Here is a 25324-nt window from a genome sequence, read left to right on the forward strand (position 1 = left end):
ACTACGGCGCCCTTTTTGCGCCGGTGCCTGACCGGACGCGTTCGGTGTACGTGGCTTAGCCGCCTGAGATTCCCGCCTGACATACCCGCCTGAAGAGGACCGTGCTCCATGGCCGTGATCAAGCAAGACGACCTCATCCAGAGCGTCGCCGATGCCCTGCAGTTCATCTCCTACTACCACCCGGTCGATTTCATCCAGGCCATGCATGAGGCATACCTGCGCGAAGAATCGCCGGCCGCCCGCGATTCCATGGCGCAGATCCTCATCAACTCGCGCATGTGCGCCACCGGCCACCGCCCGATCTGCCAGGACACCGGCATCGTCACCGTGTTCGTCCGCGTCGGCATGGACGTGAGCTGGGAAGGCGCCACCATGAGCGTCGACGACATGATCAACGAAGGCGTGCGCCGCGCCTACAACCTGCCGGAGAACGTCCTGCGCGCCTCCATCCTGGCCGACCCGGCAGGCAGCCGCAAGAACACCAAGGACAACACCCCGGCGGTGATCCACTACTCCATCGTCCCCGGCAACACCGTCGAGGTCGACGTCGCGGCCAAGGGCGGCGGCTCCGAGAACAAGTCGAAGATGGCCATGCTCAACCCGTCCGACTCCATCGTCGACTGGGTGCTCAAGACCGTCCCGACCATGGGCGCCGGCTGGTGCCCGCCGGGCATGCTCGGCATCGGCATCGGCGGTACCGCCGAGAAGGCCGCGGTGATGGCGAAGGAAGTCCTGATGGACCCGATCGACATCCACGAGCTGAAGGCCCGTGGCCCGCAGAACCGCATCGAGGAACTGCGCCTGGAGCTGTTCGACAAGGTCAACCAGCTGGGCATCGGCGCCCAGGGCCTGGGCGGCCTGACCACCGTGCTCGACGTGAAGATCATGGACTACCCGACCCACGCCGCCTCGCTGCCGGTGTGCATGATCCCCAACTGCGCCGCCACCCGCCACGCCCACTTCGTGCTCGACGGCTCGGGACCTGCCGAACTGGAAGCCCCGCCGCTGGACGCCTATCCGGAAATCGTCTGGGAAGCCGGCCCCTCCGCGCGCCGCGTCGACCTGGACAAGATCACCCCGGAAGAAGTGCAGAGCTGGAAGCCGGGCGAGACCCTGCTGCTCAACGGCAAGATGCTCACCGGCCGCGACGCCGCGCACAAGCGCATGGTCGACATGCTGAACAAGGGCGAAGAACTGCCGGTGGACCTGAAAGGCCGCTTCATCTACTACGTCGGCCCGGTCGACCCGGTAGGCGACGAAGTGGTGGGCCCGGCCGGCCCGACCACCGCCACCCGCATGGACAAGTTCACCCGCCAGATTCTCGAAAGCACAGGCCTGCTGGGCATGATCGGCAAGTCCGAGCGCGGCCCCATCGCCATCGAGGCGATCAAGGACAACAAGGCCGTGTACCTGATGGCCGTGGGCGGCGCCGCCTACCTGGTGGCCCAGGCGATCAAGAAGTCCAGGGTCCTGGCCTTCGCCGAACTGGGGATGGAAGCCATCTACGAGTTCGAGGTGAAGGACATGCCAGTGACCGTGGCGGTCGACACCAACGGCGAGTCGGTGCACATCACCGGCCCTGCGATCTGGAAAGACAAGATCGCCCACAGCCTGGCGGTGGAAGTGAAGTAAGCCTTCGCTTTCGCGCCAGGAAAAAGCCCGGCCATGTGCCGGGCTTTTTCATGCCCGCGCGACAGATCTTCGTAGGAGCGAGCTTGCTCGCGAACCTGATGTCCCGCCGCGGAGCTCGTTCGCGAACAAGAACCAGGCGGCTCCCTCGCTCCTACAGGCCTCGACGCCAACGCCACCGGCGGATAACCGCGAACGGTTATCCGCCCTACGATCCGATGGGTTGGCCGATGCAGTGCGCGAAGATGCGTTCCAGCGCTCTGTAATCACAGAGCACTGCGTCTATGTTGCCGCCGATCCACTCGTTCTCTTCCACCGCCCACCAGTTGACCTCGAATCCGACGTTGACGATCAGGTGCTCGAACAGAATGCGCTGGGCCCGGCCATTGCCCTCGCGAAACGGGTGGATCATGTTGAGGTCGCCGTAATGCTCGGCCACGGCCACTATCAGTCGCTCACGCTCGTAGCCCTCGAACCAGTTGGCTCGCGCCATGGTGCGGAAAATCTTGTCGGCTTCCGGTTCGATGCGATTGACGTTGCAGAAATGGGTGTCGCGCTTGGAGATATCCACGCTGCGAATCTGCCCGGCCCAGTCGTAGAGGTCCTGGAACAGGGCATGGTGGATGCGTTTCAGGTACGCCAAGTCGTAAGGCGGTGGTTCGAAGTCGAGATGGCTGGCGGCGATTTCGGAAAGGTCGCGCTCGGCGCGGGACAGCAGGTCATCGCTGTGAAGATCGAGGTGATTGCGCAGGACGCTCGTACCCGGATAGCAGTACGGGTCCTGGCCGGCGCCGTACTTGTCCAGGCTCAGGCCTGCTTGCGGTACGCGCGCAGGACCGCTTCGCGGCTGGGCAATTCGCGGGCGGCGTCGCTCTCAGTAACTTCGTAGCCTTCCAGACGCAGGCTGGCCGCGTAGTTGGAACGACGGGTCTTGGCGCAGTAGGCTTTCTTGGCTTCCAGGCTGGGGGTTTTCACCAGTCGATGCCTCGCTTCAGGGGCTGAAATTCCATTATACGTGAGCTGGCCCCACCTGCGGCATTCCCATGTAGGAGCGCGCCCTGCGCGCGAAATCGCGGGCAGGGCCCGCTCCTACAGGGTCGGGGCTCAGGCGCTGCGCGGCACCCGGCTCAGCTCCACGATGTTGTCGCGGCGCTGGGCCAGGTAGCGGGTGCAGCTCACGCGCAGGAAGGAGGCGAAGTTGACCACCTCGCCGCGGTAGTCCATCACCTCGTCGTAGAGCTTGGCGATGAGCTGGTTGGTGGTCATGCCGTCGACCTCGGCGATCTCCCGCAGGATGTCCCAGAACTGGTTCTCCAGGCGCAGGGTGGTGACCACGCCGCGAATGCGCAGGGAGCGCGAGCGGGACTCGTAGAGGATGGGGTCAGCCTTCACGTAGAGCTCGCACATGCTCCGCCTCCTTTATCGATGCGAATGCCAGTCTACAGGCTGATCTTCGTGCCGAGCACTTCGAGGAACTTCGCCAGCCACGCCGGGTGCGCCGGCCAGGCCGGGGCGCTGACCAGGTTGCCGTCGACGTGGGCGGCGTCCACCGGGATGTCCACGTACTCGCCGCCGGCCAGCTTCACCTCCGGGCCGCAGGCCGGGTAGGCGCTGCAGGCGCGGCCTTTCAGCACGCCGGCGGCGGCCAGCAGCTGGGCGCCGTGGCAGACCGCGGCGATGGGTTTCTTCGCGGCGTCGAAGGCCCGCACCAGCTCGATCACCTTCGCGTTCAGGCGCAGGTACTCCGGGGCGCGGCCGCCGGGGATCAGCAGGGCGTCGTAGTCCTCGGCGCGCACGCCGGCGAAGTCGGCGTTGAGGGCGAAGTTGTGTCCCGGCTTCTCGCTGTAGGTCTGGTCGCCCTCGAAGTCGTGGATGGCGGTGCGCACGCTCTGCCCCGCCTTCTTGTCCGGGCACACCGCGTGGACGACGTGGCCGACCATCTGCAGCGCTTGGAAGGGCACCATGGTTTCGTAGTCCTCGGCGTAGTCGCCGACCAGCATCAGGATCTTCTTCGCGGCCATCGCGGCATTCCTCCGGGCAGGGCCCGGCCATGGGCGGCCGGGCATGCCAGACAGGTTAGCCACTCCCCGCCGCGGCGGGTAATAGGCCGCTACTACACCGCCAGGCGCTGCGCCACTTCGGCCCGGACCTGGCGGGCATCCTCCAGGATCAGCTCGGCGCCCTTCTCCGCCACCATCATCACCGCCGCGTTGGTGTTGCCGGAGGTGACGTTGGGGAAGATCGACGCATCCACTACCCGCAGGCCCTCGATGCCGTGCACCCGCAGGCGCTTGTCGACCACCGAGGTCTGCGGGTCGGCGCCCATGGCGCAGCTGCCGCACAGGTGGTAGATGGAGCCGCAGTTCTCGCGAAAATAGCGCAGCATGGCCTCGTCGGACTGCACCGCCGCACCCGGCAGCACCTCTTCCACGGTCACCGCCTTGAGCGCCGGCGCGCTCATGATCCTGCGGATCAGCCGGCTACCCTGGATGGCTTCGTCGATGTCCTTCTGCGTGCTCAGGTAGTTGGGGTCGATCAGCGCCGCGTCGGCCGGGTTCTTCGAGGCGATGCGCACTTCGCCGCGGCTGGTCGGGCGGCACGGGTTGAAGCACAGCAGGAAGCCCGAGTAAGGCTCCGGCTTGAGGCTGGCCTTGCTGCTCCTGGGGATCTGGTAGGACAGCGGGTTGAAGTACAGCTGCAGGTTCGGGTGCCGCTGGCTGTCGTCGCCGCGGAAGAAGCCGCCGCTCTGGTTGACGCTCATCGACAGCGGGCCCTTGCGCGTCAGCAGGTATTCCAGGCCCAGCTTCAGCTGGCCGAACAGCGAGCCGAACTCGTCGTTGAGGGTCTTGATGCCGGCCTTGTAGTAGTAGCTGACGCACAGGTGGTCCTGCAGGTTCTTGCCCACCGCCGGCAGGTGCAGCACCTCGGGGATGCGGTGCTCCTGCAGCAGTTCGCGGTCGGCCACGCCGGACAGTTGCAGCAGCTTCGGCGAATCCACCGCGCCGGCCGCCAGGATGACTTCGCGGCGGGCATGGAATTCGCGCTGCACGCCGTGCTGGCTGATGCTGACGCCGATGGCGCGCCTGTGCTCGTCGAACAGGATGCGCTCGGCCAGGGCGTGGTGCTCGATGTGCAGGTTCGGCCGGCCCAGCGCCGGGTGCAGGTAGGCGAAGCTGCTGGAGCAGCGCTGGCCATCGCGGGTGTTGACGTCGTAGATGCCGGCGCCTTCGAAGTGCTCGCCGTTGAAGTCCTCGCTGCGCGGGTAGCCCAGTTCCCCGCAGCCCTTGAGGAAGGCGTCGCAGATCGGGTGGGTGTGGCCCTTCATCGGGCTGATGCGGATCGGCCCGCTGGCGCCGTGGTACTCGCCGTCGCCCAGCGGGTGGGACTCCAGCTTGCGGAAGTACGGCAGCACCTCCTTGAACGACCAGCCGTCGTTGCCGCCCGCCGCCCAGTCATCGAAGTCGTGGGCCTGGCCGCGCACGTAGATCATCGCGTTGATCGAGCCGGAGCCGCCCTGCACTTTCCCGCGCGGTGCGTACAGCTGGCGACCGGCGAGTTGCGCCTGCGGCTGGCTGTAGTACATCCAGTTGTACGCCGGGTTGTAGTAGAGCTTGGCGAAGCCCACCGGCACCTTGAACCAGGGCGAGGCGTCCTTGCCGCCGGCTTCAAGCAGCAGGACGCTGTGCTCGCCGGATTCGCTCAGGCGGCTGGCCAGGATGCAGCCGGCCGAGCCGGCGCCGACGATGATGTAGTCGTATTTCATGAATCTCGTACCGCAAGTGAGGGGGCCCGCGCCGGCCGGCGCGGGCGCGGGGTCAGCCCTTGGCCGGGGCGGTGTCCTTGACGTCCACCGGGTCCGGGCCCATCTGCAGGTGCAGCCGCTCGCCGGTGTAGGGGGAATGCCGGCGCACCACGTCCATGTCCAGCTCCACGCCCAGGCCGGGCTCGCTGGAGGGGATGATGTAGCCGTCTTCCCAGTGCAGCGGCTGCTTGAGGATTTCCGCGTGGAAACCGTCCCAGGTGCCGATGCTTTCCTGGATCAGGAAGTTCGGCGTGCAGGCCGCCAGTTGGAAGCTGGCCGCGGCGCCGATGGGGCCGTTGTACAGGTGCGGGGCGATCTGCGCGTAGAAGGCCTCGGCCATGGACGCGATCTTCTTGCCTTCCAGCAGGCCACCGCAGCGCCCCAGGTTCATCTGCAGGATGGAGGCGCCGCCGGCCTGCAACAGGCGGAAGAACTCGTACTTGGTGGTCAGCCGCTCGCCGGTGGCGATGGGGATGCTGGTCTTGGCCGCGACCTGGCCCATGGCCTCTTCCTGGCCCGGCGGAACCGGCTCCTCGAACCACAGCGGGTCGTACTTCTCCAGGCGCCTGGCGAGGCGGATGGCCGAGGACGGCACCATCTGTCCGTGGCTGCCGAACAACAGGTCGCACTGGTTGCCCACCGCTTCGCGGACCTTGCGGCAGAAAGTTTCGCAGCGCTCCAGCACCTCCAGCGACAACTGGTGGCCGGAGAACGCGGTGTAGGGCCCGGCCGGGTCGAACTTCAGCGCGGTGAAGCCCAGGTTCATGTTCTGCACCGCGCATTCGGCGGCCAGGTCCGGGTCGGAGTAGTCGTACTCGCCCCGGGCGTTCTTCGGGTACAGGTAGGTGTAGGAGCGCAGGCGTTCGTGGACCTTGCCGCCGAGCAGTTCGTACACCGGCTTGTTCGCCGCCTTGCCGATGATGTCCCAGCAGGCCATTTCCAGGCCGCTGACCACGCCCATCATGGTCAGGTCCGGGCGCTGGGTGAAGCCGCTGGAATAGGCGCGCCGGAAGAAGCGCTCGATGTGGTGCGGGTCCTGGTCCAGCAGGTAGCGCTGGAACACGTCCTCGATCACCGGGACCATGGCCCTGGGGTGGAAGGTGGCGGCGTAGATCTCGCCGACGCCCTCGATGCCGCAGTCGGTCTTGAGGGTCACGAACAGCCAGTACATGCCGCCGACATGCGGCGGCGGGACGGCGACCACGTGGGTCTGCAGGGAGACGACTTTCATGCTTGGCGCGCTCTCTTGTCGATACGTTTCTTCAGGATCAGGGTGGCGACCACGCCCAGCAGGCCCACCGCCACGACGTAGGAGAAGTAGATCTGGTAGCCGACGAAGCCGGGGAAGCGGTCGGTGATCCAGCCATTGAGCAGCGGCAGGAAGACGTCCGGCGAGTAGCCCACCAGGGAGATGATGCCGATGGCCAGGCCGGTGACCCGCAGGGGGATGTGGCAGTCGTCGAGGATGGCCCAGTACAGCCCGCGGATGGCGTAGGTCATCAGGCCGATGAAGATCACCAGGAACACCAGCACGCCCAGCACGTGCAGGCTCGGCAGCAGCACCAGGCCGAGCATGCCCAGGGCCGAGAGCAGCATGGCCCAGGTCAGCACGCCGGTCCGGGAGAAGCGGTCGCCCAGCCAGCCGCCGCCGATGCCGCCCAGCGGGCGCATCCACAGCTTGATGGTGGTGATCAGCCCGGCCATGGTGGCGCTGAGGCCGAAGCCGCCTTCCTGCAGGTAGGCCGAGAAGCTGTAGGTGGCCCAGAAGAAGTGGTAGCCGCAGAAGACGATGGCGGTCACCAGCCACAACTCGGGGATGCGCGCCAGGGTGCGCAGGTCCTGCCACAGGTTGCCCTTCTCGATGGCCGCTTCGCCACGCGCGCCCCGGGGGTCGCGCAGCAGCATCAGCGCGGCGCCGAGGGCGATGCAGCAGGCGGCGTAGAAGTGGATGACCAGTTGCAGGCCCTCGGCGTTGCGCTCGCCACGGGTTTCGGTGACGTAGGCGAACAGCGCGATGGCCACGGTGGCCAGCAGCGCTTCCACCAGCCCGCGGCCGCCGTCGAGCACGCCGAAGAAGCGGCCCTGCTCGTCGTCGCCGGCGAGCATCTTCACCCGCTTGATCAGCGAGGCCCAGAAGGTCAGCCCGGTGCTGATGCCGAAGCCGCAGAAGATCGCCAGCAGCGCCGGGAAGCCGGGCAGTTGCGCGTACCACAGGCCCAGCGCGCCGGTGCCCAGCAGCGAGAAGCCGATGAGGAAGCGCGGGGCGATGCGGTCGGCCAGCCAGCCGCTGGGCAGGTAGCTGAGCAGGAAGGCGGTGCCGAGGATGGAATACAGGTAGCCCAGCTCGCTGTTGCTGATGGCCAGGGCCTCGAGCATGGTGCTCTGGTACACCTGGCGTAGGTAGAGCATGGGGTAGATGGCGCCGGCGGCGAGCACCAGCAGGGCCAGTTGCAGGTAGCGGGACAGGTTGGCGCTGGACGGAACGGCCATGGGCATGGCCTCTGCACTTATTGTTTTTTTCATCATGCGTCTCGTGGCCGGCGCGGGCACCGGCGGGTTGTCGGAAAAGCGCGGCGCGCGCCGGGCGCAGGCAGGCGCCCGGCGCGGCTCGTCAGTACTTCAGGACCACCAGGCGGGTCTGGGTGAACTCCAGCATCCCGTGCTTGCCGTCGTCGCCGCCCAGGCCCGAGCGCTTCCAGCCGGCGTGATAGCCCTGGTAGGGGTCGGCGGGGGTACGGTTGACGTACAGCTCGCCGGCCTCGATGGCGTTGGCCACCTTCATCGCCGTGCGGTAGTTCTCGCTGTAGAGCACCGAGGCCAGGCCGAACTGGTGGTCGTTGGCCATGGCCAGGGCGTCGTCGAGGGTCTCGTAGCGCAGCACCGGCAGCACCGGGCCGAAGATTTCCTCCTGGACGATCTCCATGTCCTGGCGGCACTCGCTCAGCAGGGTGGCCGGGTAGAAGTGCCCCGGCCCTTCCGGCAGCACGCCGCCGCATTCCAGGCGCGCGCCTTCGGCCAGGGCGCGCCGCACCTTGGCGTGGACGTCCTGGCGCGCGCGGGCGTTGACCAGCGGGCCCATGCGCGAAGCGTCCTCGGCGCGGTCGCCGATGCGCACGGCGGCGAGCTTCTCGCGCAGCAGGGCGAGGAAGCGGTCGTGCACGCCGGCCTGCACGTACACGCGCTCGATGGCGGTGCACAGCTGGCCGCAGTGGGTGGTCTTGGACGCGGCGATGGCGCTGGCGGCCTGCTCCAGGTCGGCGTCGGCCTCGATGATCGCCGGGGTCTTGCCGCCCAGCTCCAGGGACGGCTTGGCGATGTTGGCCTTGCAGTAGTCGAGCACGGTGCGCCCGGCGCCGACGCTGCCGGTCAGGGTGATCATGCCCACCGCCGGGTGCTGGCAGAGGCTGGCAGCCACCTCGTGGACCATGGTCAGCACGTTGAACACGCCGGCTGGCAGCTCGGCCTCGGCGGCGGCGCGGGCGATCTCGAAGGCCGAGGTCGGGGTGTTGTTGCTCGGCCGCACCACCACGGTATTGCCGGCGATCAGCGCCGGGGCGACCTTGCGCAGCAGGGTGTAGACCGGATAGTTGAAGGGGATCAGGCAGGCCACCACGCCGATCGGCTCGCGCTGCAGCAGGATGGTCTCGTCGCGCGAGTCGCTGGGGATCACCTCGCCTTCGATGCGCCGCGCCCACTCGGCGTGGTAGCGGGTGATCTGCGCGGCGTAGAACGCTTCGCTGGTGGCGTCCTGCACGCTCTTGCCGGACTCGCGGGCCAGCGCCGCGCCGATGCCCGCGGCGTTGCGCTCGATGGCCTCGGCGAAGCGCCGCAGGTGCTCGCCGCGCTCGATGGCCGGCAGCCTGGCCCAGTCGCGCTGGGCGCGTTGCGCGGCTTCGACCGCGCTCAGCACCTCGGCCTCGGTGGCCGCCGGCACTTCGGCGATGCAGGCCCCGGTGGCCGGGTCGAACACGGCGATGCGCGCGGCCACGCCGCAGTCGTGGAAACGGCCGTCGATGAAGTTCTGGTCAGTACGCATGGGCATTCCTGTGGTTCAAGCAGCGCGGTGGCGGAGGAACGACAGGCGGAGCGCGGGGCGGGCGCGAAGCCGCGCCGGCAGGCGGGTGCGGGCAGGCATGGGGCAACACTCTTGTCGTTCTTGGATGGGCCAAGTTTCGACAGGCGCAGCAGGCCGGACAAACGATTAATAACGCCGGGTAACCTGCATTTTTCGCATGTTACCCGGCGGCGCTTCAGCGCGGGCTGACGATGTGCGCGGCGTTGTCCAGGCTGCGCTCGGCCAGGCGCACCTCCTCCAGCAGCCAGTCGCGGAAGCGCTCCACGTGCTCCGGCAGTTCCTGCCCCGGGCGGCTCACCCACCAGTAGGACTGGTGGCCATCCACCTGCACGTCGAGCAGTTGCACCAGCTGCCCGGCCACCAGTTCGCGGGCCACCATCTGGCGGTCGGCCATGGTCACGCCCAGGCCATCGATGGCGGCGCGGATGGCCATGTCCAGCAGGTCGAACTCGTAGCCGCCCTGCAGGTCGACGCCCTGGATCTTCGCCGCGTCCAGCCAGTGGCGCCAGGTCAGGTAGCGCTGGTCGTCGCGGGCCAGCACGTGCAGCAGGGTCATGCCGTTCAGCTCCAGGCCCTGTTCCTCGCGCTGCGCCAGCAGGCCCGGCGCGCACACGGCGATGTGCTTCTCGTGCATCAGCAGCGAGCTGTCCAGGCCCTCCCACTCGCCGTTGCCGAAGCGGATGGCGCAGTCCAGGGTGCCGGTCTCGGCCAGGCTGTCCTGCAGGTGCGTGGTGAGGGTGACCTCCAGCCCCGGGTGGGCCTCGCGCAGGCGCCCCAGGCGCGGCAGCAGCCAGCGGCTGGCGAAGGTCGGCGGGGCGTTCAGGCGCAGGCGGTTGAGGTGCTGGCGCTGCTGGATGCCGCGCACCGTCAGCTCGATGCGGTCGAACGACTGCTGCAGCGCGCGCAGCAGCATGCGCCCGGCGTCGGTCAGCTGCAGGTGATGGTGGCGGCGCTGCAGCAGCGGCTCGCCGAGTTGCTCCTCGAGCTGGCGCACCTGGCGGCTGACCGCGCTCTGGGTGACGTTGAGCAATTCGGCGGCACGGGTGAAGCTGCCGGTGCTGCCGGCCACCTCGAACGCCTTGAGTGCATTGAGCGCCGGGATCTTGCGCTTCATCGCTGGCCCTCCCCTCGCGCCCCCCGTTGGACGCGGCATGCGCATTGGAGTATGGCAGCGGCCCCGGAGTCACCGGGACCGCCGCCGAGGCTCACTCAGAAGTAATAACCGACGTTGGCGTACAGCTGGTTCTCCCAGTGGTCGGTGCCGCCCCGGGCCAGGCTGTCGGTGTAGCTGCTGCCGCCGATGTAGGGGTCGTTGCGGCCGTTGAGCCACTCCACGGCGATGTAGAAGGAGCGCACCGAGAAGGAGGTGCCGAGGATGAAGCGCTCGGAGGCGTCGAAGCCAGTGGCCGACTTGTCGAAGCGGCTGTAGTTGCCGTAGACCTTCATGCCGCTCACCCAGCCGCCGACGAAGGTGCCGGGGAAGCTGTAGCTGAGGTCGCCGACGTAGAGGTTGCCGCGGCTGGCGACGTTGAAGGTGCCGTCGTAGCCGCCGAAGCTGACCACCTCGTCGCTGCCCGGGTTGCGCGGCGACATCTGCTGGCGCCCGGCCTGCAGCTGCACGCTCCAGGGGCCGTTCTGCCCCAGGTAGTGCAGGGCGTAGGCGTTGCGCCGGCCGGCGTCGTGGGTGTCCTTGTTCTCCAGGCGCGAGGTCAGCGCGGAAACCCCGACCTCGGATTTCCACTCGCCCAGCTGCAGCGAGCGCGCCAGGCGGGCCACCACGATCTGCCGCTCCTGGTTGCGGGTACCCTCGGGCACGTAGTCGTCGGCGGAGGTCACCACCGTCGAGTAGGTGCTGCCGTTGCTGGTGCCGCGCCCCGGCCAGGCCGGGCGGCCGTACAGACCCGCCTGCAGGTTCCAGTCGCCCTGCTGCTGGATGTACTTGGCGCCCACCGCCGAGACGTCCTCCAGGCCCACCACGTTGCCGAGGGTCTCGTAGAAAGTGCTGCCGAAGTACGGCTGCAGGCCGAAGGGGACCTGGTTGAGGCCGACCTGCACCTGGCGATCGGCATCGAAGCGGTAGCCGACCCAGGCATATTCGGCGAAGGCGACGTCGCCGATGTGGTCGGTGTACTGGTAGGGGTACTGCTTGCCGTAGAAGCGGTAGCGCGCCGCGCCTATCCAGCTGTCGGAGGTATAGGTGGCGCGCAGCATCAGGGTGTCGAAGCCGGCCTTGTCGATGTCGCGGTCCGGGTCGTGGTCGAAGCGCGCGCGGATGGCGCCGCCGACGTCGAGTTCGTCCGTCACCGGCACCGCCAGGGCGGCGGCGCTGCAGGTCAGCAGGACGGGAAACAGCAGGTGCGCACAGCGGCGCGGCAGGGGAAACATGGCCACAATGGAAAGCCTCGGCGAAGTTCTTGTCGTTATTCGGCGCACCCGGCGCGGACACTCCCCCCACACCTTGTGCGCGGCCGAAACTAGCCGCTGGCGCGAACCGCGCACAAACGACTAAATCGCCGGGCGAACCGGAGAAAAACGCATGTTTGTGGGACCTGCCCCGGCGCTAGAATCGACGCACCACGACCAGCCCGCGCGCGCCACCCCGCGCCCCCCTTTCGGAAGCCGCCCCATGCGCAGCCTGCCGCCCCTGAACATGCTCCGGGTCTTCGAGGAAGTCGCCCACCACCGCAGCTTCAACCGCGCCGCCGAGGCGCTCAACGTCACCCAGGGCGCGGTGAGCCGGCAGATCAAGCAACTGGAGGACTACCTGGGCGTCAGCCTGTTCGTGCGCACGCCCCGCGGCCTGAGCCTCACCGAGGCCGGCGGCGCCCTGGCGCCGCACCTGGGCGAGGCCTTCGAGCGCATCGAGCGCGCCCTGCAGGCGGTGCGCGTGCCCAACCTGCGCCAGCGCCTGCGCATCCTCGCCCCGCCCACCTGGGGCACGCGCTGGCTGTCGCCGCGCCTGCGCAGCTTCCTGCAGCGCTACCCGGACATCAGCCTGAGCGTGACCAACGCCCAGGACCCGGACAACCCCGGCGAACTGGACTGCCGCATCCGCTTCGGCCTGCAAGCCGCCCCCCACTGCCACAGCCACCTGCTGGTGATGGAACGGCACATCGCCGTGGCCAGCCCGGAGCTGTTCGACGGCGAGCGCGCGCCGGAGCTGGACGCCCACCCGCTGCTGCACATCCTCCACGAGGGCAAGCGCCTGAAGGTCTGGGAGAACTGGCTGGAAGCCGTGGGCCGCAACGACGTCGACGCCGGCAGCGGCATCGAGTTCAGCACCCTCGACCAGGTCATCCACACCGCCCTGGGCGGCGGCGGCCTGGCGGTGATCGACCGACAGATGATCGAGCGCGAACTGGCCGCCGGCAGCCTGCTGCCGATCACCCCGGTGGAAGTGATCGGCCCCTACGGCTACTGGCTGGACATCCCCACGGACAAGCGCGGCCTGTCCAAGGTACAGCGCTTCCAGGAGTGGCTGGAATTGGTGAGCAACCCCTAGCCGTTTAAGGATTTGCCGACAGCTTCGCGCCATGCGGGGAAATCTCCCCCGCCCGACTCGGAGGAATTGCACAGGCCTTCGGGCTCCTCCCAAGGGCCCGCAGGTCCAAGATCATGCGCTGGAGTCCGCCCCCGCTCACGGACGCCGGAAACTTCCACCGCAAGGACAAGACCATGTCTATCAAGCACACACTGAACCTGCTGGACGAGCGGCTGCTGAAGGAGCTGCTCGACGCCGCCCAGGAAGCCCTCAACGACACCGCCACCGCCAAGCGCGTCGCCCATATGCTGGGCGTGGAGCCGGCGCGGGTCCACGCCCTGGCCAACGTCGCCCTGGGCCTGTCGCAGGCCGAGGACGAACGCGCCCACGACGTGGGCACCCTCCGCCAGCTGGACAGCCTCACCACGCGGATCCGCGGGCTGATGAGCTCCTGAACCCAGGCTTGCGCCGGGGCCGGCAGGCGATCGCCGGGCTTTTTGCTGCTACCTTTCCAGGTCCGTAGCCCACAGAGCCCGCCGAGGAGCCCCATGACCGATCCCCTGCACAAGCTTTCCTGGGACGACCTGCGCATCGTCAAGGCCATCGGCGAAGGCGGCAGCCTGGTCGCCGCAGCCGCCGCGCTGGGGCTGAACCACTCGACCGTCTCGCGGCGCCTGGCGGCCCTGGAAGGCACCCTCGGCGTGGCCCTCTTCGACCGCCGCCGCAGCGGCTACGCCCCCACCGCCGCCGGCGCCGAGCTGGTCGAGCTGGGCGCGCGCCTGGAGCAGGACATCCTCAGCGCGGCGCGGCGGGTGTCGAGCCATGCCCAGGGCTACAAGGGCGACCTGCGCGTCACCACCAGCGACGCCCTGCTGCTGGACTTCCTCACCCCCATCATCGCCGGCTTCCAGGCGGCCAACCCGGAAATCCACATCGAGGTGCTGGTGAGCAACCAGCCGCTGAACCTGGCCCGCGGCGACTCGGACGTCGCCTTCCGCGCCACCCTGGTGCCGCCGGAGAACCTGTTCGGGCGCAAGGTGGCCACCGTGGCCTGGGCCATCTACGGGCGCCGCGTCGACTACGTCGGCCACTCCCCCGCCCTCGACGAACTCTGGCAGCGCCAATGGGTGTCCTACGGCCGCGGCCTGGCCGGCCTGCGCGCCTACGGCTTCGTCGAGCAGCGCGTCGCGCCGCAGCGGATCGGCTACCGCAGCGACTCGGTGGCCGGCGTCGCCGCGGCCATCGCCGCCGGCATGGGCATCGGCTTCCTGCCCTGCATGCACGGTGACCTGGTGCCCGGCCTGGTGCGCATCAGCCCGGTGCAGCCGGAGGTCCACGACGAACTCTGGGTGCTCACCCACCCGGACATCCGCAAGTCCGGCCGGGTATACGCCTTCCTCACCCACTGCGCCGAGGCCATCGTCCGCCAGCGCGACTTCATCGAAGGCCGCGAACCGCGCCCCGCCTCCCTCGCCCTGCCCGACCGCTAGCGCCGAGGCCGTCCGCAATCCTGCGGATTCGACTCCGCGCAAACGCACACCCGCACGCCGTGCCAGGTCCATAGACTCGGCGGAGATCGGCAGCCACGGCCGCCGGCATCCCACCAGAGGAGGACTCCCCCATGAGCGTCAAAGCGTCCGCCAAGCCCGCCCGTTCCCTGCTCAGCCCCCACGACCACGCCCTGGTACTGATCGACCACCAGTCGCAGATGGCCTTCAACACCAAGTCCATCGACATCACCAGCCTGCGCGCCAACACCGCGATCCTCGCCAACGCCGCCAAGGGCTTCGGCGTGCCCACGGTCATCTCGACCATCTCCCGGGAAAGCTTCGCCGGCCCGCTGTTCCCCGAAGTCAGCCAAGCCTTCCCCGACGCCGAGGTCATCGACCGCAGCACTTCCAACGCCTGGGAAGACGAGCCCTTCATCGCCGCCATCAACGCCACCGACAAGGCGCGCCTGGTGATGTGCGGCCTGTGGACCTCGGTGTGCTGCAACGGCCCGGTGCTCTCGGCGCTGGAACAGGGCTTCGAGGTCTACGTGGTGACCGACGCCTGCGGCGACTGCACCGCCGAGGCCCACGAGCGCGCGGTGCAGCGCATGCTCCAGGCCGGCGCCCGGCCGATCACCGCCCTCACCTACCTGCTGGAACTGCAGCGCGACTGGGCGCGGGTGGAGACCTACGACCTCACCACCGGCATCTCGATCGAGTTCGGCGGCGCCTTCGGCATCGGCATCCAGTACGCCAAAAGCATGCTCGGCGGCCACCAGGGCTGAGCCCGGCACACCCGGCGGCGGGCCACCCGCCGCCCCATCGGGAAGCACGCCATGAAAGCCTATCTGCTGTCCCTGGGCGTCGGCCTGCTGGTGGGCGTCATCTATTCCCTGAGCGGCGTCCGCTCGCCGGCGCCACCGGCCATAGCGCTGCTCGGCCTGCTGGGCATGCTGCTCGGCGAACAGGCGCTGCCACTGGCCAGGCGACTGGCCCAACCCCCGCCAGCCGCCAGCGCCACCGCGGAACGGCAGGCGCCGGCTTCCGGCGTAGCGGCAGGGCATGAGGTACAGGCTCGGGAAGATCGGCAGGGCCAGCGGTGATCGGCGCCCGCGTTTCCGGAGCGCGCCGGAATACCTGACGACCGATGCCGAGAGGCTGCATGCCACCGCATAGAAACGCCCCCACCGTAGGGCGCATAACGCGAAGCGTTATCCGCCGTTGCCGGATGACGCTTCGCTCCGCAGGCAGGAAAGGAGACGGATTTAATCTCTGGACTTTTTTAGCGCCAGCAGTCAGCGCAGCGAGAGGATCTTCTTCAAGGCCCTGTTAGCCTTCGGTGGATTCTCCAGCATGTCCAGCGCCCGCCGAACATTCAGAACCGTCTCACCGCAGGAGGCGAGTCGATCTGTAGCCCGCGACGCATCCCCCGCCTGGGGCATCGCCATGTCATGGCCCCTCACCGCCACGGACAAGGCGCTAGCAATCCGACTGCTGCTGTGTTGGAAACTCCGCAAAGCTGGGGGCTGGTTCCCCTTCTTTTCCCTCTCCATCTTCGCTTTCGCAGTCTTGAGGCACCTCGTGCGGTGCTCAATTATTGCACAGACTCATACAGCGCATGCATCCCCGCCCCATGTCCGAACCGTCCCGATCGCGAATGGGAGAAAAGCCATTTCGCCTCCCAACCGGAACAGGGAGCCCCTTCACCGCAGGCTCCCTGACACGGCCGGCTAGAGCACCGTCACCACCTTCGCCGACGGCTGCACCGGCACCGTCTCGCCGTCCCCCTTTCCCGCATCCGCCAGTGCGAAATGGGGACAAGTGCGAAATGAGGACAGATTTATTCCATATATTCTATATCCCTCCAATTAGTCAGCTTTAGAGCAGGAAAATAAATCCACTTTTCGCTGAACAACCAGCGCGTGGTGCTGGTGATCAGCGATACCGGCAAGTACACCGCCAAGATCGTGGATGTGAACTGCTACAGGTATCTCAACGCACGAACGCTCGGCCTAGATCCGAGGGTGCAGAGAATGGTGCAGTCCATCGACCTGAACGTGGTCGAAATCGCCGGGGCTCAATAGAAGTCTCCTTTGCCTTCTGGCACCCCTCCCTGAGACCAAATTGAGATTTGGTAGAGGACTCGTCCGAAATATTAGATAAATACAGTTATATCTATAACCAAAAGGAAATTGGTAGAGCCTGACCGGTATCTATACTGAAAAAACCAATATTAACCAGGACTGGAGCACCGAACCTTTGATTCGCCAGCTTCAGCTGTATCAGGGGTATTTTCGGCCTATAGCTAAAATTCGACAGACATATCTTGCCCTCCATATAGAAACTAGAAGAGAAAAGATCATGACAGAATACCTGATAGAAGATCTTCAAGAGATTGTTGAGAGACTTAAAGCCCACCTCGAAGAAAACCTAGAAGAGGTAATCGCAACGCTTAAGGATGTCGCGAGCGGTGAGCTACCTATAATTGAGACGGTTACTCCCGAGGAGGCGGAAATATTTAAAAGGCTTTGCGGGTGGGTTGTAGGCTTAGACTTGCAGAGAATTCTAATCAAGGTTGAGAGAGAATTAATTGGCGCTTCCACGGAAAGCCAAAGAGTCGCGCTGGGTAATTTACTTAAAGATCCTGAGCTTTCAAAACATACCCCTCTCTCCAGTGAAAACATTGATCAGAGGGCAATGTCTAGACAAGCAGTGATGCTGATGAGTTACATATTTTATGAAGAATTCCACTACCCACAAGCCGGGGCAGGCACCTACGACATAGCAAATGATCCTTTTGAGAAACTAAAATGGGTCTATCGTTATTGGCTCAATCAGCTTGAGGTTGCTGAAAAAGGGTCAGGACTTGAGAGCTTATTCGCATCCCAGAATCTAGATCGCTTTACAATAGAGTCGCCGCCAGAAACAAGATTTGTTACCATCACATGTGCAGGAGATCTACTTGCGGTTGATGCTTTGAAACCGGAAAACGCAACTCACCTATTCGATGGAATCACTGATTTTTATAGCAATGCAGATATTGTTAGCGCCAATCTAGAGTCGACTGTAGATAAGAACAGTCCTATTGGGCGTTACCAAGAACCGGGGCAACCAGCCCGGATGAACACGTCCGAGGAAATGTTCCAGAAATTTTGCTCTGAAGCGAAAATAAACTTCTTTAGCACTGCAACAAATCACGCAATGGATTGGGGACCGGATGGAGTCCACGCCACATTAAATGTACTTAAGAATTCTGGTGCACTCTACGCAGGAACCGCTGCGAGCCAAGCCGAGCAAGATGAAATAGTTATCTTTGAGAAGAATGGAGTCCGTATCGCTCTATTGGCATTCACCATGGACCTTAATGGCTACTCCACTCCACCTGATCAACCATATCTGGTTAATGAGATAAGATTTAACGACGTTAACCCAGGGCCAAACTACTCACTACTAAAAAAACAGGTTCAGATGGCAAGAGATAGAGGCGCCAACTGGATCATTGCTTATTGCCACTGGGGGTGGGAGTTTGAGATGTACCCTCATGTCAACATTCGCCAAGCGGCACATGATATTTTAGGGTGCGGTGTAGATACTATCCTTGGCAACCATGCACACGTCAGCCAGCCTGCTGAAATAATAAATGACAAACTAGTCATCTACAGCTTTGGCGACTTCGTTAGCTATCATCCAGAAAGCCGAAACTCAAAACTTTCCTACATAGTAAAATTCGAAATCCTCCAATACAACACCGAAACTTCACTCCTGCGCGGACTTAAAGCACTGCCAATTTACATAGTAAATGAGGACCTAGGAGGCGGAGATTTTAATTGTCGCATTGTAAAATTCCATGATGTTTTGAATAACCCAGATGCGTACGGACTGACTGACATTGAAAAAAATCAACTTCCGCACCTGCGCGATAAGGTTTGGAAAGAAATCCTGTCTCCACTATCAAGCTTAACACAGCATTCTGCTAGTAACTAAAAGTCTTCAGAAAGAGCCAATCAGGCGGAAGAATATTAAGCCAAATACAACCATAATCACGGTCGACACATTCATACAGAAACCCAGGCCTGGCCTGGGTTTCTGTATACTGAATAACTGGCCCTTTTCTGCAATCAGAATCTGAATCAAGCACTAGACAACGACCATATGGACAGACACATCCGCATGAGTAGTCAAGAGGAGAAGGAAGGCACCGTCACTACCATCATGCCCCCGCTAACGGCTGCATCACAATCGTTAATGCGGGACCATCCTAGCCTGGAAAGGCCTTAGAGTATATTTCGAGTGCAAATATCAATTAAATAGTAGCTATAGCCCGCTGAAAAATTGATGGATTGCAGATGGAGTAAATGCATGGATTGCGCTAGGATTCGAGGCACACTGGCTAATCTAGTGATGATCGTCCGCTCAGCGTCTGAATTGGCTTTATACAATTCCAGCTGCCTTTCAACCCGGTTTTTGCTTTACTCTGCAGGAACCCTGCCGAATCGAGTCGTCATCATCCCACCATGAAGTTGCATCAATTGCGCGCCATGGTCGCCATCTGCGAGAGTGGCAGTATCCAGGAAGCCTCGCGACTACTGCATATCTCCCAGCCGGCGTTATCGAAGAGCATCAAGGAGCTCGAAGCCGAATTGGGCGTACCTTTGCTGCTGCGCTCTAATCGCGGCATCACCGCCACCGTATACGGCGAGCGCCTGGTGCGTCGGGCGCGGCTGGTGGTGGAAGAAGTGCGCCGTGCGCGCGATGAAATCGAGACGCTCAAGGGCGCCATGGATGGGCGCGTGGCCATCGGTGTATCGCCGGTCACGCCCAGCCAGCAGTTCGCCAGTTGCCTACTGCGCTACCGCAAGCGCTTCCCCAAGGTGCAACTGCAGATCAACGAACTGCGCCCGGCCAAACTGCTGGAAGGGTTGCGCGAAGGGCAACTGGACCTGGTGCTGACCTCGCAGCCAGCATCGCGCAATGTCGACGGTTTCCAATGGCAGGAACTGTACGCCCAGCCCACCACCCTGGCGGTACGCAAAGGTCACCCGCTGCGTGAGGCGAAGTCGTTGCACGAGCTGCTCGAGCAGGAATGGCTGCTGCCCGACTCCCTGGAGATTTCCCTGGCCGGGGAGATGTTCCGCGAGCACCAGGTGGCACCGCCGCAGAGCATTATCGAGTGTGCCTCGGTGGTGCTCTATGCCGAGCTGGCGGCTAATACCGATGCGGTGAGCTTCTGGTCACGGCGCGTATTCGACCTGCCGGTGGTCAGCAGCACTCTGGAGCCGCTGCAGATCGCCGAGCGGGTACCAGGCACCGACATCTCGCTTGTCTCGCGCCCGCCCGAGCTGATGACCCGCGAAGCGCAGATGCTGGTCGACGAGCTGATCTATGCCTTCAAGGGGCCACACCTGCACAAGCCCGCCGGCTGACATAACCAGCCTGGATAAGCATGTCCAGAGGTCATTATTCAGCCCGACGCCGCTGAGGCATGCTACCGGCCGTCGTCACCACAACAAGGACTAGGGCCATGACCCAGGCCAGCGCCACAGCCTTCGCGCGAATCCAGCAATGGCAGGAGGCGTTTACAGATATCCGCCGGGCCATTCACCAGCACCCTGAACTCGGCTTCGAGGAGAAACGCACCAGCGAGCTGGTGGCCGGCTATCTGCGCCAATGGGGCTACGCAGTGCACGAAGGCGTCGGCGGCACCGGCGTGGTAGGCGTGCTGCGCCAGGGCAAGGGTTCGCGCAGTATCGGCATTCGCGCCGACATGGACGCGCTGCCCATCGAGGAAGCCAGTGGCGTACCCCACCGCAGCCAGGAACACGGCAAGATGCACGCCTGCGGGCATGACGGGCACACCGCCATCCTGCTCTGCGCAGCGCGCTACCTTGCAGAGACGCGTGCCTTCGACGGCACCCTGAATCTGATATTCCAGCCCGCCGAGGAATCCCTGGGCGGGGCCTTGGCGATGATGGACGACGGTCTCTTTGAACGCTTTCCCTGTGATGCCGTGTACGCCCTGCACAACGCGCCGGGCTTGCCGGTGGGCTGCTTCCTAACCCGCGAGGGGGCGCTCACAGCCTCCAGCGACCGGGCGACCATCCGCCTGCTTGGCATCGGCGGCCACGGCGCCATGCCGCACCTGGCGAAGGACCCGGTGGTGGCCGCCGCCGAGCTGGTGCTGGCATTGCAGAGTATTGTCTCGCGTAACGTGCCATCCACCGAGGTCGGGGTGATCACCGTCGGCGCGATCCACGCCGGCGAGGCAGCCAACGTGATTCCCGAACAGGCCGAGCTGCGCCTGAGCGTTCGCGCGACTTGCCCCGAGGTACGCCGGCTACTGAAGCAGCGCATCGGCGAAGTGGCCCAGGGCGTGGCCGCGGTGCATGGCATCGAGGCCCGGCTGGACTATGAGGAACTGGTCCCGGTGCTGATCAACACGCCGGAGGAAACGCGCCTGCTACGCCAGGTGGCGAGTGAGCTGGTGGGCCCGCAGCGGCTGCTGTCCGAGCCGCCGGCGGGACTCATCGGCAGCGAGGACTTCGCCTGGATGCTCGAGCGACGGCCAGGCTGCTACATCGCCCTGGGCAACGGTCAGAGCGGGCCGAGCGGCTGCATGGTGCATAACCCCGGCTACGACTTTAACGACGCGGCCATCCCTTTCGGCGCCAGTCTCTGGGTACGCCTTGTCGAGACCTACCTGGGCGCCTGATGGCCGATGGAGCAACGATGCGTAACCCACGCCGTACCCTGGTGCTGATTCTGCTGATGCTGGTGATGGTCATCAGCGTGATGGACAAGACCATTTTCGCCTTCGCCGGAGCGCAGATCATCGACGAGTTGAAGCTGACGCCGAGTGAGTTCGGCTTCATCGGCAGCGCCTTCTTCTTCCTCTACTCGATCTCCGGGGTATTGGTGGGCTTCCTTGCCAACCGCTTCCCGACCCGCTGGATTCTGCTCGGCATGTCGCTGGTGTGGATGCTGGCGCAGTTGCTGGTCAGCTTCAGCAGCAGTTTCGCTGCGCTGGTAGCTAGCCGCCTGTTGCTGGGGGCTGGCACCGGGCCGGGTACCGCTGTGACTCAGCACGCGGTATTCAAGTGGTTCGGCCCACGCGAGCGGGTACTGCCATCGTCGCTGGTCCAGGTATCGATCATGCTCGGTGCGGTACTCGGTGCGGTGACCCTCCCACTGGCCATCCAGTACCTGGGATGGCGCATGGCCTACCTGGCGATGGCGCTCATAGGTCTACTATGGATGCTCGCCTGGCTGGCCTTCGGCCGTGAAGGCAGCCATGCCGAGGTGGACGGTGAGGACGGTAGTCAGCACCTGTCGTACCGACGCCTGCTGCTCAACCGCACCTTCCTATGGATCACCCTGCTGGGCTTCCTAGGCTACCTGCCCAACGCGCTGGTTTACAGTTGGGTGCCGGTGTACCTGCAGAAGGGCCTGAGCATGACGCCGCTGCAATCGGGCTACACGGTGATGGCGGCGACCCTCGGGGTGATCGTCTTCAACCTCGCCGTTTCGGCCTGGTCGCAACGTCTGCTCAAGCGCGGCGTGCCGATACAAACAGCGTTGGTGCGCCTGCCAGTGCTCTGCGCCATCCTTGCCGGCGCGGCCTTTGTCGGCCTGGGCGGTTTCCACGGCAACCTGCCGGCGGTAATCGGCCTGTACCTGACCGGCTGCGTGTTGATCAACCTGCTGCCGACCTTCTGCAACACCATAGTGGCGCACATCGCGCCACCGGCTCAGCGTGGTTCCATGCTGGCCATCCACATCGGCGGCCTGACCAGCGCGGGCATGCTCGCACCCTGGCTCATCGGCCAGTTAGTGGAACACAAGGGCGGCAACATCGCCCAGGGTTTCGAACTGGGCCTGGGCCTGATCGGCGTGGCGGTGATCTTCTGCGCGCTACTCGGCTTGCGCCTGATCTCCCCCGAGCGCACCCGCCAGGCGCTGCACAACAGCGCCCCGTCTGACATTCCCGCCACGGCATGAGCCACTGCCACCGCTCACGGGCCAACCGCCAATATCCCTGATCCCATACCACTCGCGCATGCCGGGCGCGGGCCCGGTGCCCGCGTTCCGGTTGCGCTCATTCCGGAGAGACGATGACCCCGTCCGCCTGCTTCTCCCAGAGCTACGCCGAGGCGCGTGGCAAGTTCCTCGCGGCCTGCACCGCCGCTGGCCTGGACGTGGAGTCCCACATCCACCCGCTGCCCGGTCGCGACGGTGAGCTACTGGCCCTCGACGTGGCCCGTGCCGGCCCCGCGCACTCCCACCACCTGCTGATCGTCAGCAGCGGCTGCCACGGCGTTGAAGGCTTCTGCGGCTCCGCCGTGCAGATAGCCCTGCTACGCGACGCGCAATGGCTGGCCGATGCACTCGCCGGCGACTGCGCGGTACTGTTCCTGCACGCGGCCAACCCTTATGGCTTCTCCTGGTGGCGGCGCTGGACCCACGAGAACGTCGACCTCAACCGCAACTTCCTAGATTTCTCCACCCCACCTCCGCAGAACCCCGGCTACCAGGCGCTCGACCCGCTGCTGATCCCACCTCACTGGCCGGCCCGGATGAGTCACGCGCGCCTGCTGCTGCATGCCCTGCGCCATGGGCGACAGAGCCTGCAGGCGGCAATCTCGGCAGGACAGGCCAGCCACCCGCGCGGGCTGTTCTACGTCGGTTCCGAGCCCACCTGGAGCAACCGCGCGGTGCGCGCGGTGCTGCGCCGGCACGGCCAGCAGTGCCGAGAACTGGCCTGGATCGACCTGCACACGGGCCTGGGACCACGCGGACATGGCGAGTACATCCATTCCGGCGAGCCTACCGCCGAATCGCTGAACCGCGCTCGCGCCTGGTGGGGCGAGGCGTTGCGCTCATCGGAGGAGGGCAACAGCGTTTCGGTGCGGCTCAGCGGCAAGATGGCTCACGCTGCGCTGGAGGAGTGTCCGCAGGCGCGGCTGACTCCCATGACTCTAGAGTTCGGCACACTGCCCGGGTTGCAAGTGCTCGACGCACTGCGCGCCGAACAGTGGCTGGAGTGCACTGCACAGGTGCCGGCGGACAAGGCCGCGCGGATCAAGCGGCAACTGCGCGACGCCTTCTACGTCGACGCGGACGACTGGAAGCAGCAGGTGCTGGAGCAATCCCGAGTGGCAGTCGACCAGGCGTTGAGTGGGCTGCGCGCGACGGCCTGAGTGGCCGCCACGCAGGTTCGACCAGGCCCTTCAGAGGGGCGGCATGTAATGCCTGCGGGCCCTGGATCTGCGGCGCATGGCCGAGCTTGTCGAAGCATGGGAAAGGACGTGAGAAGCCTGGCAGCGCGCGTGGCGCTCGCCTTGCCTGCTGGAGCGAGCGTGCTCGCGAACGACCACGAGACCACGTGATATCCCTCACCCACACGAAGAGCACCTCCGCCTTGCACACAGAGCAAAAAGGCGGACATCCGACCGCCTGAAATGGAGTTGCCCTGTCGTTTCAACGAATCCCGGTCGCGCGCAGGGCGCTGGGAGTGAAGTCGTTGCTGGTGGACTCGATATTGAACTGGTACGCCCCCTTCTCCTCGTTGCGCAGGCCAGACACCGTGTAGCGTCCGGAGACCACGTCATAGTGGGTTTCGGCGGTCAGCCAAGTGAACTGCTGGTCGTAGAACGGTCGCGAGTGGCCCTCGGAAACGCGCCAGAGGTTGCCGCGGCCGTCGTAGGCGTCGGCCTCGGCGATCTGCCAGCTGTCTTCGTCGATATACAGGTCGCGCTTACTGTAGACATGACGCTGGCCCGGCTTCAGTGTCGCCTCCAGGTGCCACACGCGGTGCAGCTCGTAGCGGGTGTAGTCGGGGTTCAGGTGGCCTGGCTTGACGATGTCGGCATACTTGGCCTTGGGCGAGTCCAGAGCAAAGCTGTTGTAGGGGATGAATAGCTCCTGCTTTCCCACCAGCTTCCAGTCGTAGCGGTTGGGCGCGCCGTTGAACATGTCGAAGTCGTCGTAGGTTCGCATGCCTTCCGCTCCGGGGCTGTCGTAACCCACCTGTGGGGCCCGGCGCACGCGGCGCTGGCCGGCGTTGTACATCCAGGCCATACGCGGCTCCTTGACTTGGTTGATGGTCTCCAGCACCAGCATCACGCTGCCTGCGCGACGTGGCGGCGAGAGAATCTCCTGGCGGAAGTAGTAGAGGATGTTGCCCATCTTCGCCGGGTCGTAGTCCTTCAGTCCGAAGGGGAAGGCGAACTGCTCCTTCATGTAGCTGATGGTGTTGTCGCCGTTGGTCTGCGGATTCATCTGCGCGGTGGTGCGCAGCATGGTCTTGCCGCGGTAGCGGGTGACGTGGTTCCAGATCGCCTCCAAGCCGTTCTGCGGGATCGGGAAGGGAATCGAGACCTTGAAGTTCTCCAGGCCGTTGCCGCCCTCGACGAGGCGGGTGGCGCTGGCGTTGGCCTTTACGGCGGCAAGTACCTCGGCCGGGTAGGCAGCGCTGCGGTGGCTGGGGTAGACCGGGATGCGATAGCTGTCCGGGAAGCGCTTGAACATCGCCAGTTGTCCGGGCGTCAGCTTCGCCTTGTACTGCTCGACGTTCTGCGCGGTGATGGTAAACAGCGGCTTCTCGCCGGCGTAGGGATCGGTGAGGAAGCCGGCGGCGTCGAGGGCACCGGCGCTGGCGGCGAGGCCGCCGGTCCAAGCTGGGATGCTGCCATCCGCGTTGCCGGCCTTCTCGGCGCCCAGCGGCGTCAGGTCGGCGCCCAGGCGCGCAGCCTGGTCGGCTGATACGGCGGCCATGACCTGGCCGGCGAGCAGGCCAAGGCTGAGGCAGCCGGCCTTCATCAGGAGCTTGTGCTTCATGAGGAGTTCTCCGG

The 25324-nt window shown here is 65.1% G+C and carries 23 protein-coding genes; 12 read left to right on the plus strand and 11 right to left on the minus strand.

What is annotated here, in order from left to right; all coding sequences use genetic code 11:
• Positions 1 to 108 precede the first annotated feature (108 nt).
• Positions 109 to 1632, plus strand: a complete 1524-nt coding sequence (locus CHC02_RS01530) for a fumarate hydratase (protein ID WP_089389748.1) — start codon at positions 109 to 111, stop codon at positions 1630 to 1632.
• A gap of 205 nt (positions 1633 to 1837) precedes the next feature.
• On the opposite strand, the gene CHC02_RS01535 is transcribed toward CHC02_RS01530, so the two are convergent.
• From CHC02_RS01535 to CHC02_RS01580, 10 genes are all read right to left on the minus strand, one after another.
• Positions 1838 to 2434 carry a putative adenosine monophosphate-protein transferase Fic gene (locus CHC02_RS01535; protein WP_089389749.1) on the minus strand — a complete coding sequence of 199 codons (597 nt, stop codon included), beginning with the start codon at positions 2432 to 2434 and terminating at the stop codon, positions 1838 to 1840.
• 2 nt (positions 2435 to 2436) lie between these two features.
• Positions 2437 to 2604, minus strand: coding sequence for a YhfG family protein (locus CHC02_RS01540; protein ID WP_009615782.1), 168 nt, complete (start codon positions 2602 to 2604; stop codon positions 2437 to 2439).
• A 129-nt stretch (positions 2605 to 2733) separates the two neighbouring features.
• Positions 2734 to 3036 carry a ribbon-helix-helix domain-containing protein gene (locus CHC02_RS01545; protein WP_009615780.1) on the minus strand — a complete coding sequence of 101 codons (303 nt, stop codon included), beginning with the start codon at positions 3034 to 3036 and terminating at the stop codon, positions 2734 to 2736.
• A gap of 32 nt (positions 3037 to 3068) precedes the next feature.
• Entirely contained in the window at positions 3069 to 3650 is a 582-nt protein-coding gene (locus CHC02_RS01550; RefSeq protein WP_089389750.1) for a DJ-1/PfpI family protein, read from the minus strand.
• A gap of 92 nt (positions 3651 to 3742) precedes the next feature.
• Positions 3743 to 5392 (minus strand): GMC family oxidoreductase, encoded by a 1650-nt coding sequence (locus CHC02_RS01555; protein ID WP_089389751.1) that lies wholly within the window; start codon positions 5390 to 5392, stop codon positions 3743 to 3745.
• A 52-nt stretch (positions 5393 to 5444) separates the two neighbouring features.
• Positions 5445 to 6662, minus strand: coding sequence for a mandelate racemase/muconate lactonizing enzyme family protein (locus CHC02_RS01560; protein ID WP_089389752.1), 1218 nt, complete (start codon positions 6660 to 6662; stop codon positions 5445 to 5447).
• Entirely contained in the window at positions 6659 to 7954 is a 1296-nt protein-coding gene (locus CHC02_RS01565) for an MFS transporter (protein ID WP_425262377.1), read from the minus strand. Before CHC02_RS01565 ends, CHC02_RS01560 begins: the two co-directional genes overlap by 4 nt.
• Before the next feature lie 88 nt (positions 7955 to 8042).
• Positions 8043 to 9467, minus strand: a complete 1425-nt coding sequence (aldA, locus tag CHC02_RS01570) for an aldehyde dehydrogenase (protein WP_089389754.1) — start codon at positions 9465 to 9467, stop codon at positions 8043 to 8045.
• Positions 9468 to 9681: 214 nt separating this feature from the next.
• Positions 9682 to 10620 carry a LysR substrate-binding domain-containing protein gene (locus CHC02_RS01575; RefSeq protein WP_089389755.1) on the minus strand — a complete coding sequence of 313 codons (939 nt, stop codon included), beginning with the start codon at positions 10618 to 10620 and terminating at the stop codon, positions 9682 to 9684.
• A 95-nt stretch (positions 10621 to 10715) separates the two neighbouring features.
• Positions 10716 to 11891 carry a porin gene (locus CHC02_RS01580; protein ID WP_089389756.1) on the minus strand — a complete coding sequence of 392 codons (1176 nt, stop codon included), beginning with the start codon at positions 11889 to 11891 and terminating at the stop codon, positions 10716 to 10718.
• Positions 11892 to 12132: 241 nt separating this feature from the next.
• Between CHC02_RS01580 and CHC02_RS01585 the strand changes: the two genes are divergently transcribed.
• The 11 genes from CHC02_RS01585 to CHC02_RS01635 all read left to right on the plus strand — a co-directional run bounded on the left by CHC02_RS01585 (position 12133) and on the right by CHC02_RS01635 (position 23671).
• Entirely contained in the window at positions 12133 to 13008 is an 876-nt protein-coding gene (locus CHC02_RS01585; RefSeq protein WP_089389757.1) for a LysR substrate-binding domain-containing protein, read from the plus strand.
• A 173-nt stretch (positions 13009 to 13181) separates the two neighbouring features.
• Positions 13182 to 13442 (plus strand): hypothetical protein, encoded by a 261-nt coding sequence (locus CHC02_RS01590; protein ID WP_089389758.1) that lies wholly within the window; start codon positions 13182 to 13184, stop codon positions 13440 to 13442.
• 93 nt (positions 13443 to 13535) lie between these two features.
• Complete coding sequence (locus CHC02_RS01595; protein WP_089389759.1) at positions 13536 to 14477, plus strand: LysR family transcriptional regulator; 942 nt, start codon at positions 13536 to 13538, stop codon at positions 14475 to 14477.
• 131 nt (positions 14478 to 14608) lie between these two features.
• Positions 14609 to 15262, plus strand: coding sequence for a hydrolase (locus tag CHC02_RS01600; protein ID WP_089389760.1), 654 nt, complete (start codon positions 14609 to 14611; stop codon positions 15260 to 15262).
• Positions 15263 to 15313: 51 nt separating this feature from the next.
• Entirely contained in the window at positions 15314 to 15580 is a 267-nt protein-coding gene (locus tag CHC02_RS01605; protein ID WP_089389761.1) for a DUF1427 family protein, read from the plus strand.
• An 819-nt stretch (positions 15581 to 16399) separates the two neighbouring features.
• Positions 16400 to 16561: a hypothetical protein gene (locus CHC02_RS30135; protein WP_167364775.1), complete on the plus strand. Its 162-nt coding sequence runs from the start codon at positions 16400 to 16402 to the stop codon at positions 16559 to 16561.
• A 277-nt stretch (positions 16562 to 16838) separates the two neighbouring features.
• The gene (locus CHC02_RS01615) at positions 16839 to 18461 is read left to right on the plus strand and encodes a CapA family protein (RefSeq protein ID WP_089389763.1); all 1623 of its coding nucleotides are present in this window, start codon (positions 16839 to 16841) and stop codon (positions 18459 to 18461) included.
• 530 nt (positions 18462 to 18991) lie between these two features.
• Positions 18992 to 19900 (plus strand): LysR substrate-binding domain-containing protein, encoded by a 909-nt coding sequence (locus CHC02_RS01620; protein ID WP_089389764.1) that lies wholly within the window; start codon positions 18992 to 18994, stop codon positions 19898 to 19900.
• A gap of 98 nt (positions 19901 to 19998) precedes the next feature.
• Positions 19999 to 21186 (plus strand): M20 aminoacylase family protein, encoded by a 1188-nt coding sequence (locus CHC02_RS01625; protein WP_089389765.1) that lies wholly within the window; start codon positions 19999 to 20001, stop codon positions 21184 to 21186.
• Positions 21187 to 21203: 17 nt separating this feature from the next.
• Positions 21204 to 22472, plus strand: coding sequence for an MFS transporter (locus CHC02_RS01630; RefSeq protein ID WP_089389766.1), 1269 nt, complete (start codon positions 21204 to 21206; stop codon positions 22470 to 22472).
• Positions 22473 to 22585: 113 nt separating this feature from the next.
• Positions 22586 to 23671 (plus strand): M14 family metallopeptidase, encoded by a 1086-nt coding sequence (locus tag CHC02_RS01635; protein ID WP_089389767.1) that lies wholly within the window; start codon positions 22586 to 22588, stop codon positions 23669 to 23671.
• 280 nt (positions 23672 to 23951) lie between these two features.
• Here CHC02_RS01635 and CHC02_RS01640 read toward each other — a convergent pair whose 3' ends face one another.
• On the minus strand, positions 23952 to 25310 hold the full coding sequence (locus CHC02_RS01640) for a DUF1329 domain-containing protein (RefSeq protein WP_089389768.1): 1359 nt from the start codon (positions 25308 to 25310) through the stop codon (positions 23952 to 23954).
• Positions 25311 to 25324 lie beyond the last annotated feature (14 nt).

The organism is Pseudomonas delhiensis, assembly GCF_900187975.1.
Taxonomy (GTDB): domain Bacteria; phylum Pseudomonadota; class Gammaproteobacteria; order Pseudomonadales; family Pseudomonadaceae; genus Pseudomonas; species Pseudomonas delhiensis.

Coding starts and splice junctions, on each gene's coding strand:
- CHC02_RS01530 (WP_089389748.1), top strand. CDS start 109: ATGGCCGTGATCAAGCAAGACGACCTCATCCAGAGCGTCGCCGATGCC.
- CHC02_RS01545 (WP_009615780.1), bottom strand. CDS start 3,036: ATGTGCGAGCTCTACGTGAAGGCTGACCCCATCCTCTACGAGTCCCGC.
- CHC02_RS01550 (WP_089389750.1), bottom strand. CDS start 3,650: ATGGCCGCGAAGAAGATCCTGATGCTGGTCGGCGACTACGCCGAGGAC.
- CHC02_RS01555 (WP_089389751.1), bottom strand. CDS start 5,392: ATGAAATACGACTACATCATCGTCGGCGCCGGCTCGGCCGGCTGCATC.
- CHC02_RS01560 (WP_089389752.1), bottom strand. CDS start 6,662: ATGAAAGTCGTCTCCCTGCAGACCCACGTGGTCGCCGTCCCGCCGCCG.
- CHC02_RS01565 (WP_425262377.1), bottom strand. CDS start 7,954: ATGAAAAAAACAATAAGTGCAGAGGCCATGCCCATGGCCGTTCCGTCC.
- aldA (WP_089389754.1), bottom strand. CDS start 9,467: ATGCGTACTGACCAGAACTTCATCGACGGCCGTTTCCACGACTGCGGC.
- CHC02_RS01575 (WP_089389755.1), bottom strand. CDS start 10,620: ATGAAGCGCAAGATCCCGGCGCTCAATGCACTCAAGGCGTTCGAGGTG.
- CHC02_RS01580 (WP_089389756.1), bottom strand. CDS start 11,891: ATGTTTCCCCTGCCGCGCCGCTGTGCGCACCTGCTGTTTCCCGTCCTG.
- CHC02_RS01585 (WP_089389757.1), top strand. CDS start 12,133: ATGCGCAGCCTGCCGCCCCTGAACATGCTCCGGGTCTTCGAGGAAGTC.
- CHC02_RS01590 (WP_089389758.1), top strand. CDS start 13,182: ATGTCTATCAAGCACACACTGAACCTGCTGGACGAGCGGCTGCTGAAG.
- CHC02_RS01595 (WP_089389759.1), top strand. CDS start 13,536: ATGACCGATCCCCTGCACAAGCTTTCCTGGGACGACCTGCGCATCGTC.
- CHC02_RS01600 (WP_089389760.1), top strand. CDS start 14,609: ATGAGCGTCAAAGCGTCCGCCAAGCCCGCCCGTTCCCTGCTCAGCCCC.
- CHC02_RS01605 (WP_089389761.1), top strand. CDS start 15,314: ATGAAAGCCTATCTGCTGTCCCTGGGCGTCGGCCTGCTGGTGGGCGTC.
- CHC02_RS01615 (WP_089389763.1), top strand. CDS start 16,839: ATGACAGAATACCTGATAGAAGATCTTCAAGAGATTGTTGAGAGACTT.
- CHC02_RS01620 (WP_089389764.1), top strand. CDS start 18,992: ATGAAGTTGCATCAATTGCGCGCCATGGTCGCCATCTGCGAGAGTGGC.
- CHC02_RS01625 (WP_089389765.1), top strand. CDS start 19,999: ATGACCCAGGCCAGCGCCACAGCCTTCGCGCGAATCCAGCAATGGCAG.
- CHC02_RS01630 (WP_089389766.1), top strand. CDS start 21,204: ATGCGTAACCCACGCCGTACCCTGGTGCTGATTCTGCTGATGCTGGTG.
- CHC02_RS01635 (WP_089389767.1), top strand. CDS start 22,586: ATGACCCCGTCCGCCTGCTTCTCCCAGAGCTACGCCGAGGCGCGTGGC.
- CHC02_RS01640 (WP_089389768.1), bottom strand. CDS start 25,310: ATGAAGCACAAGCTCCTGATGAAGGCCGGCTGCCTCAGCCTTGGCCTG.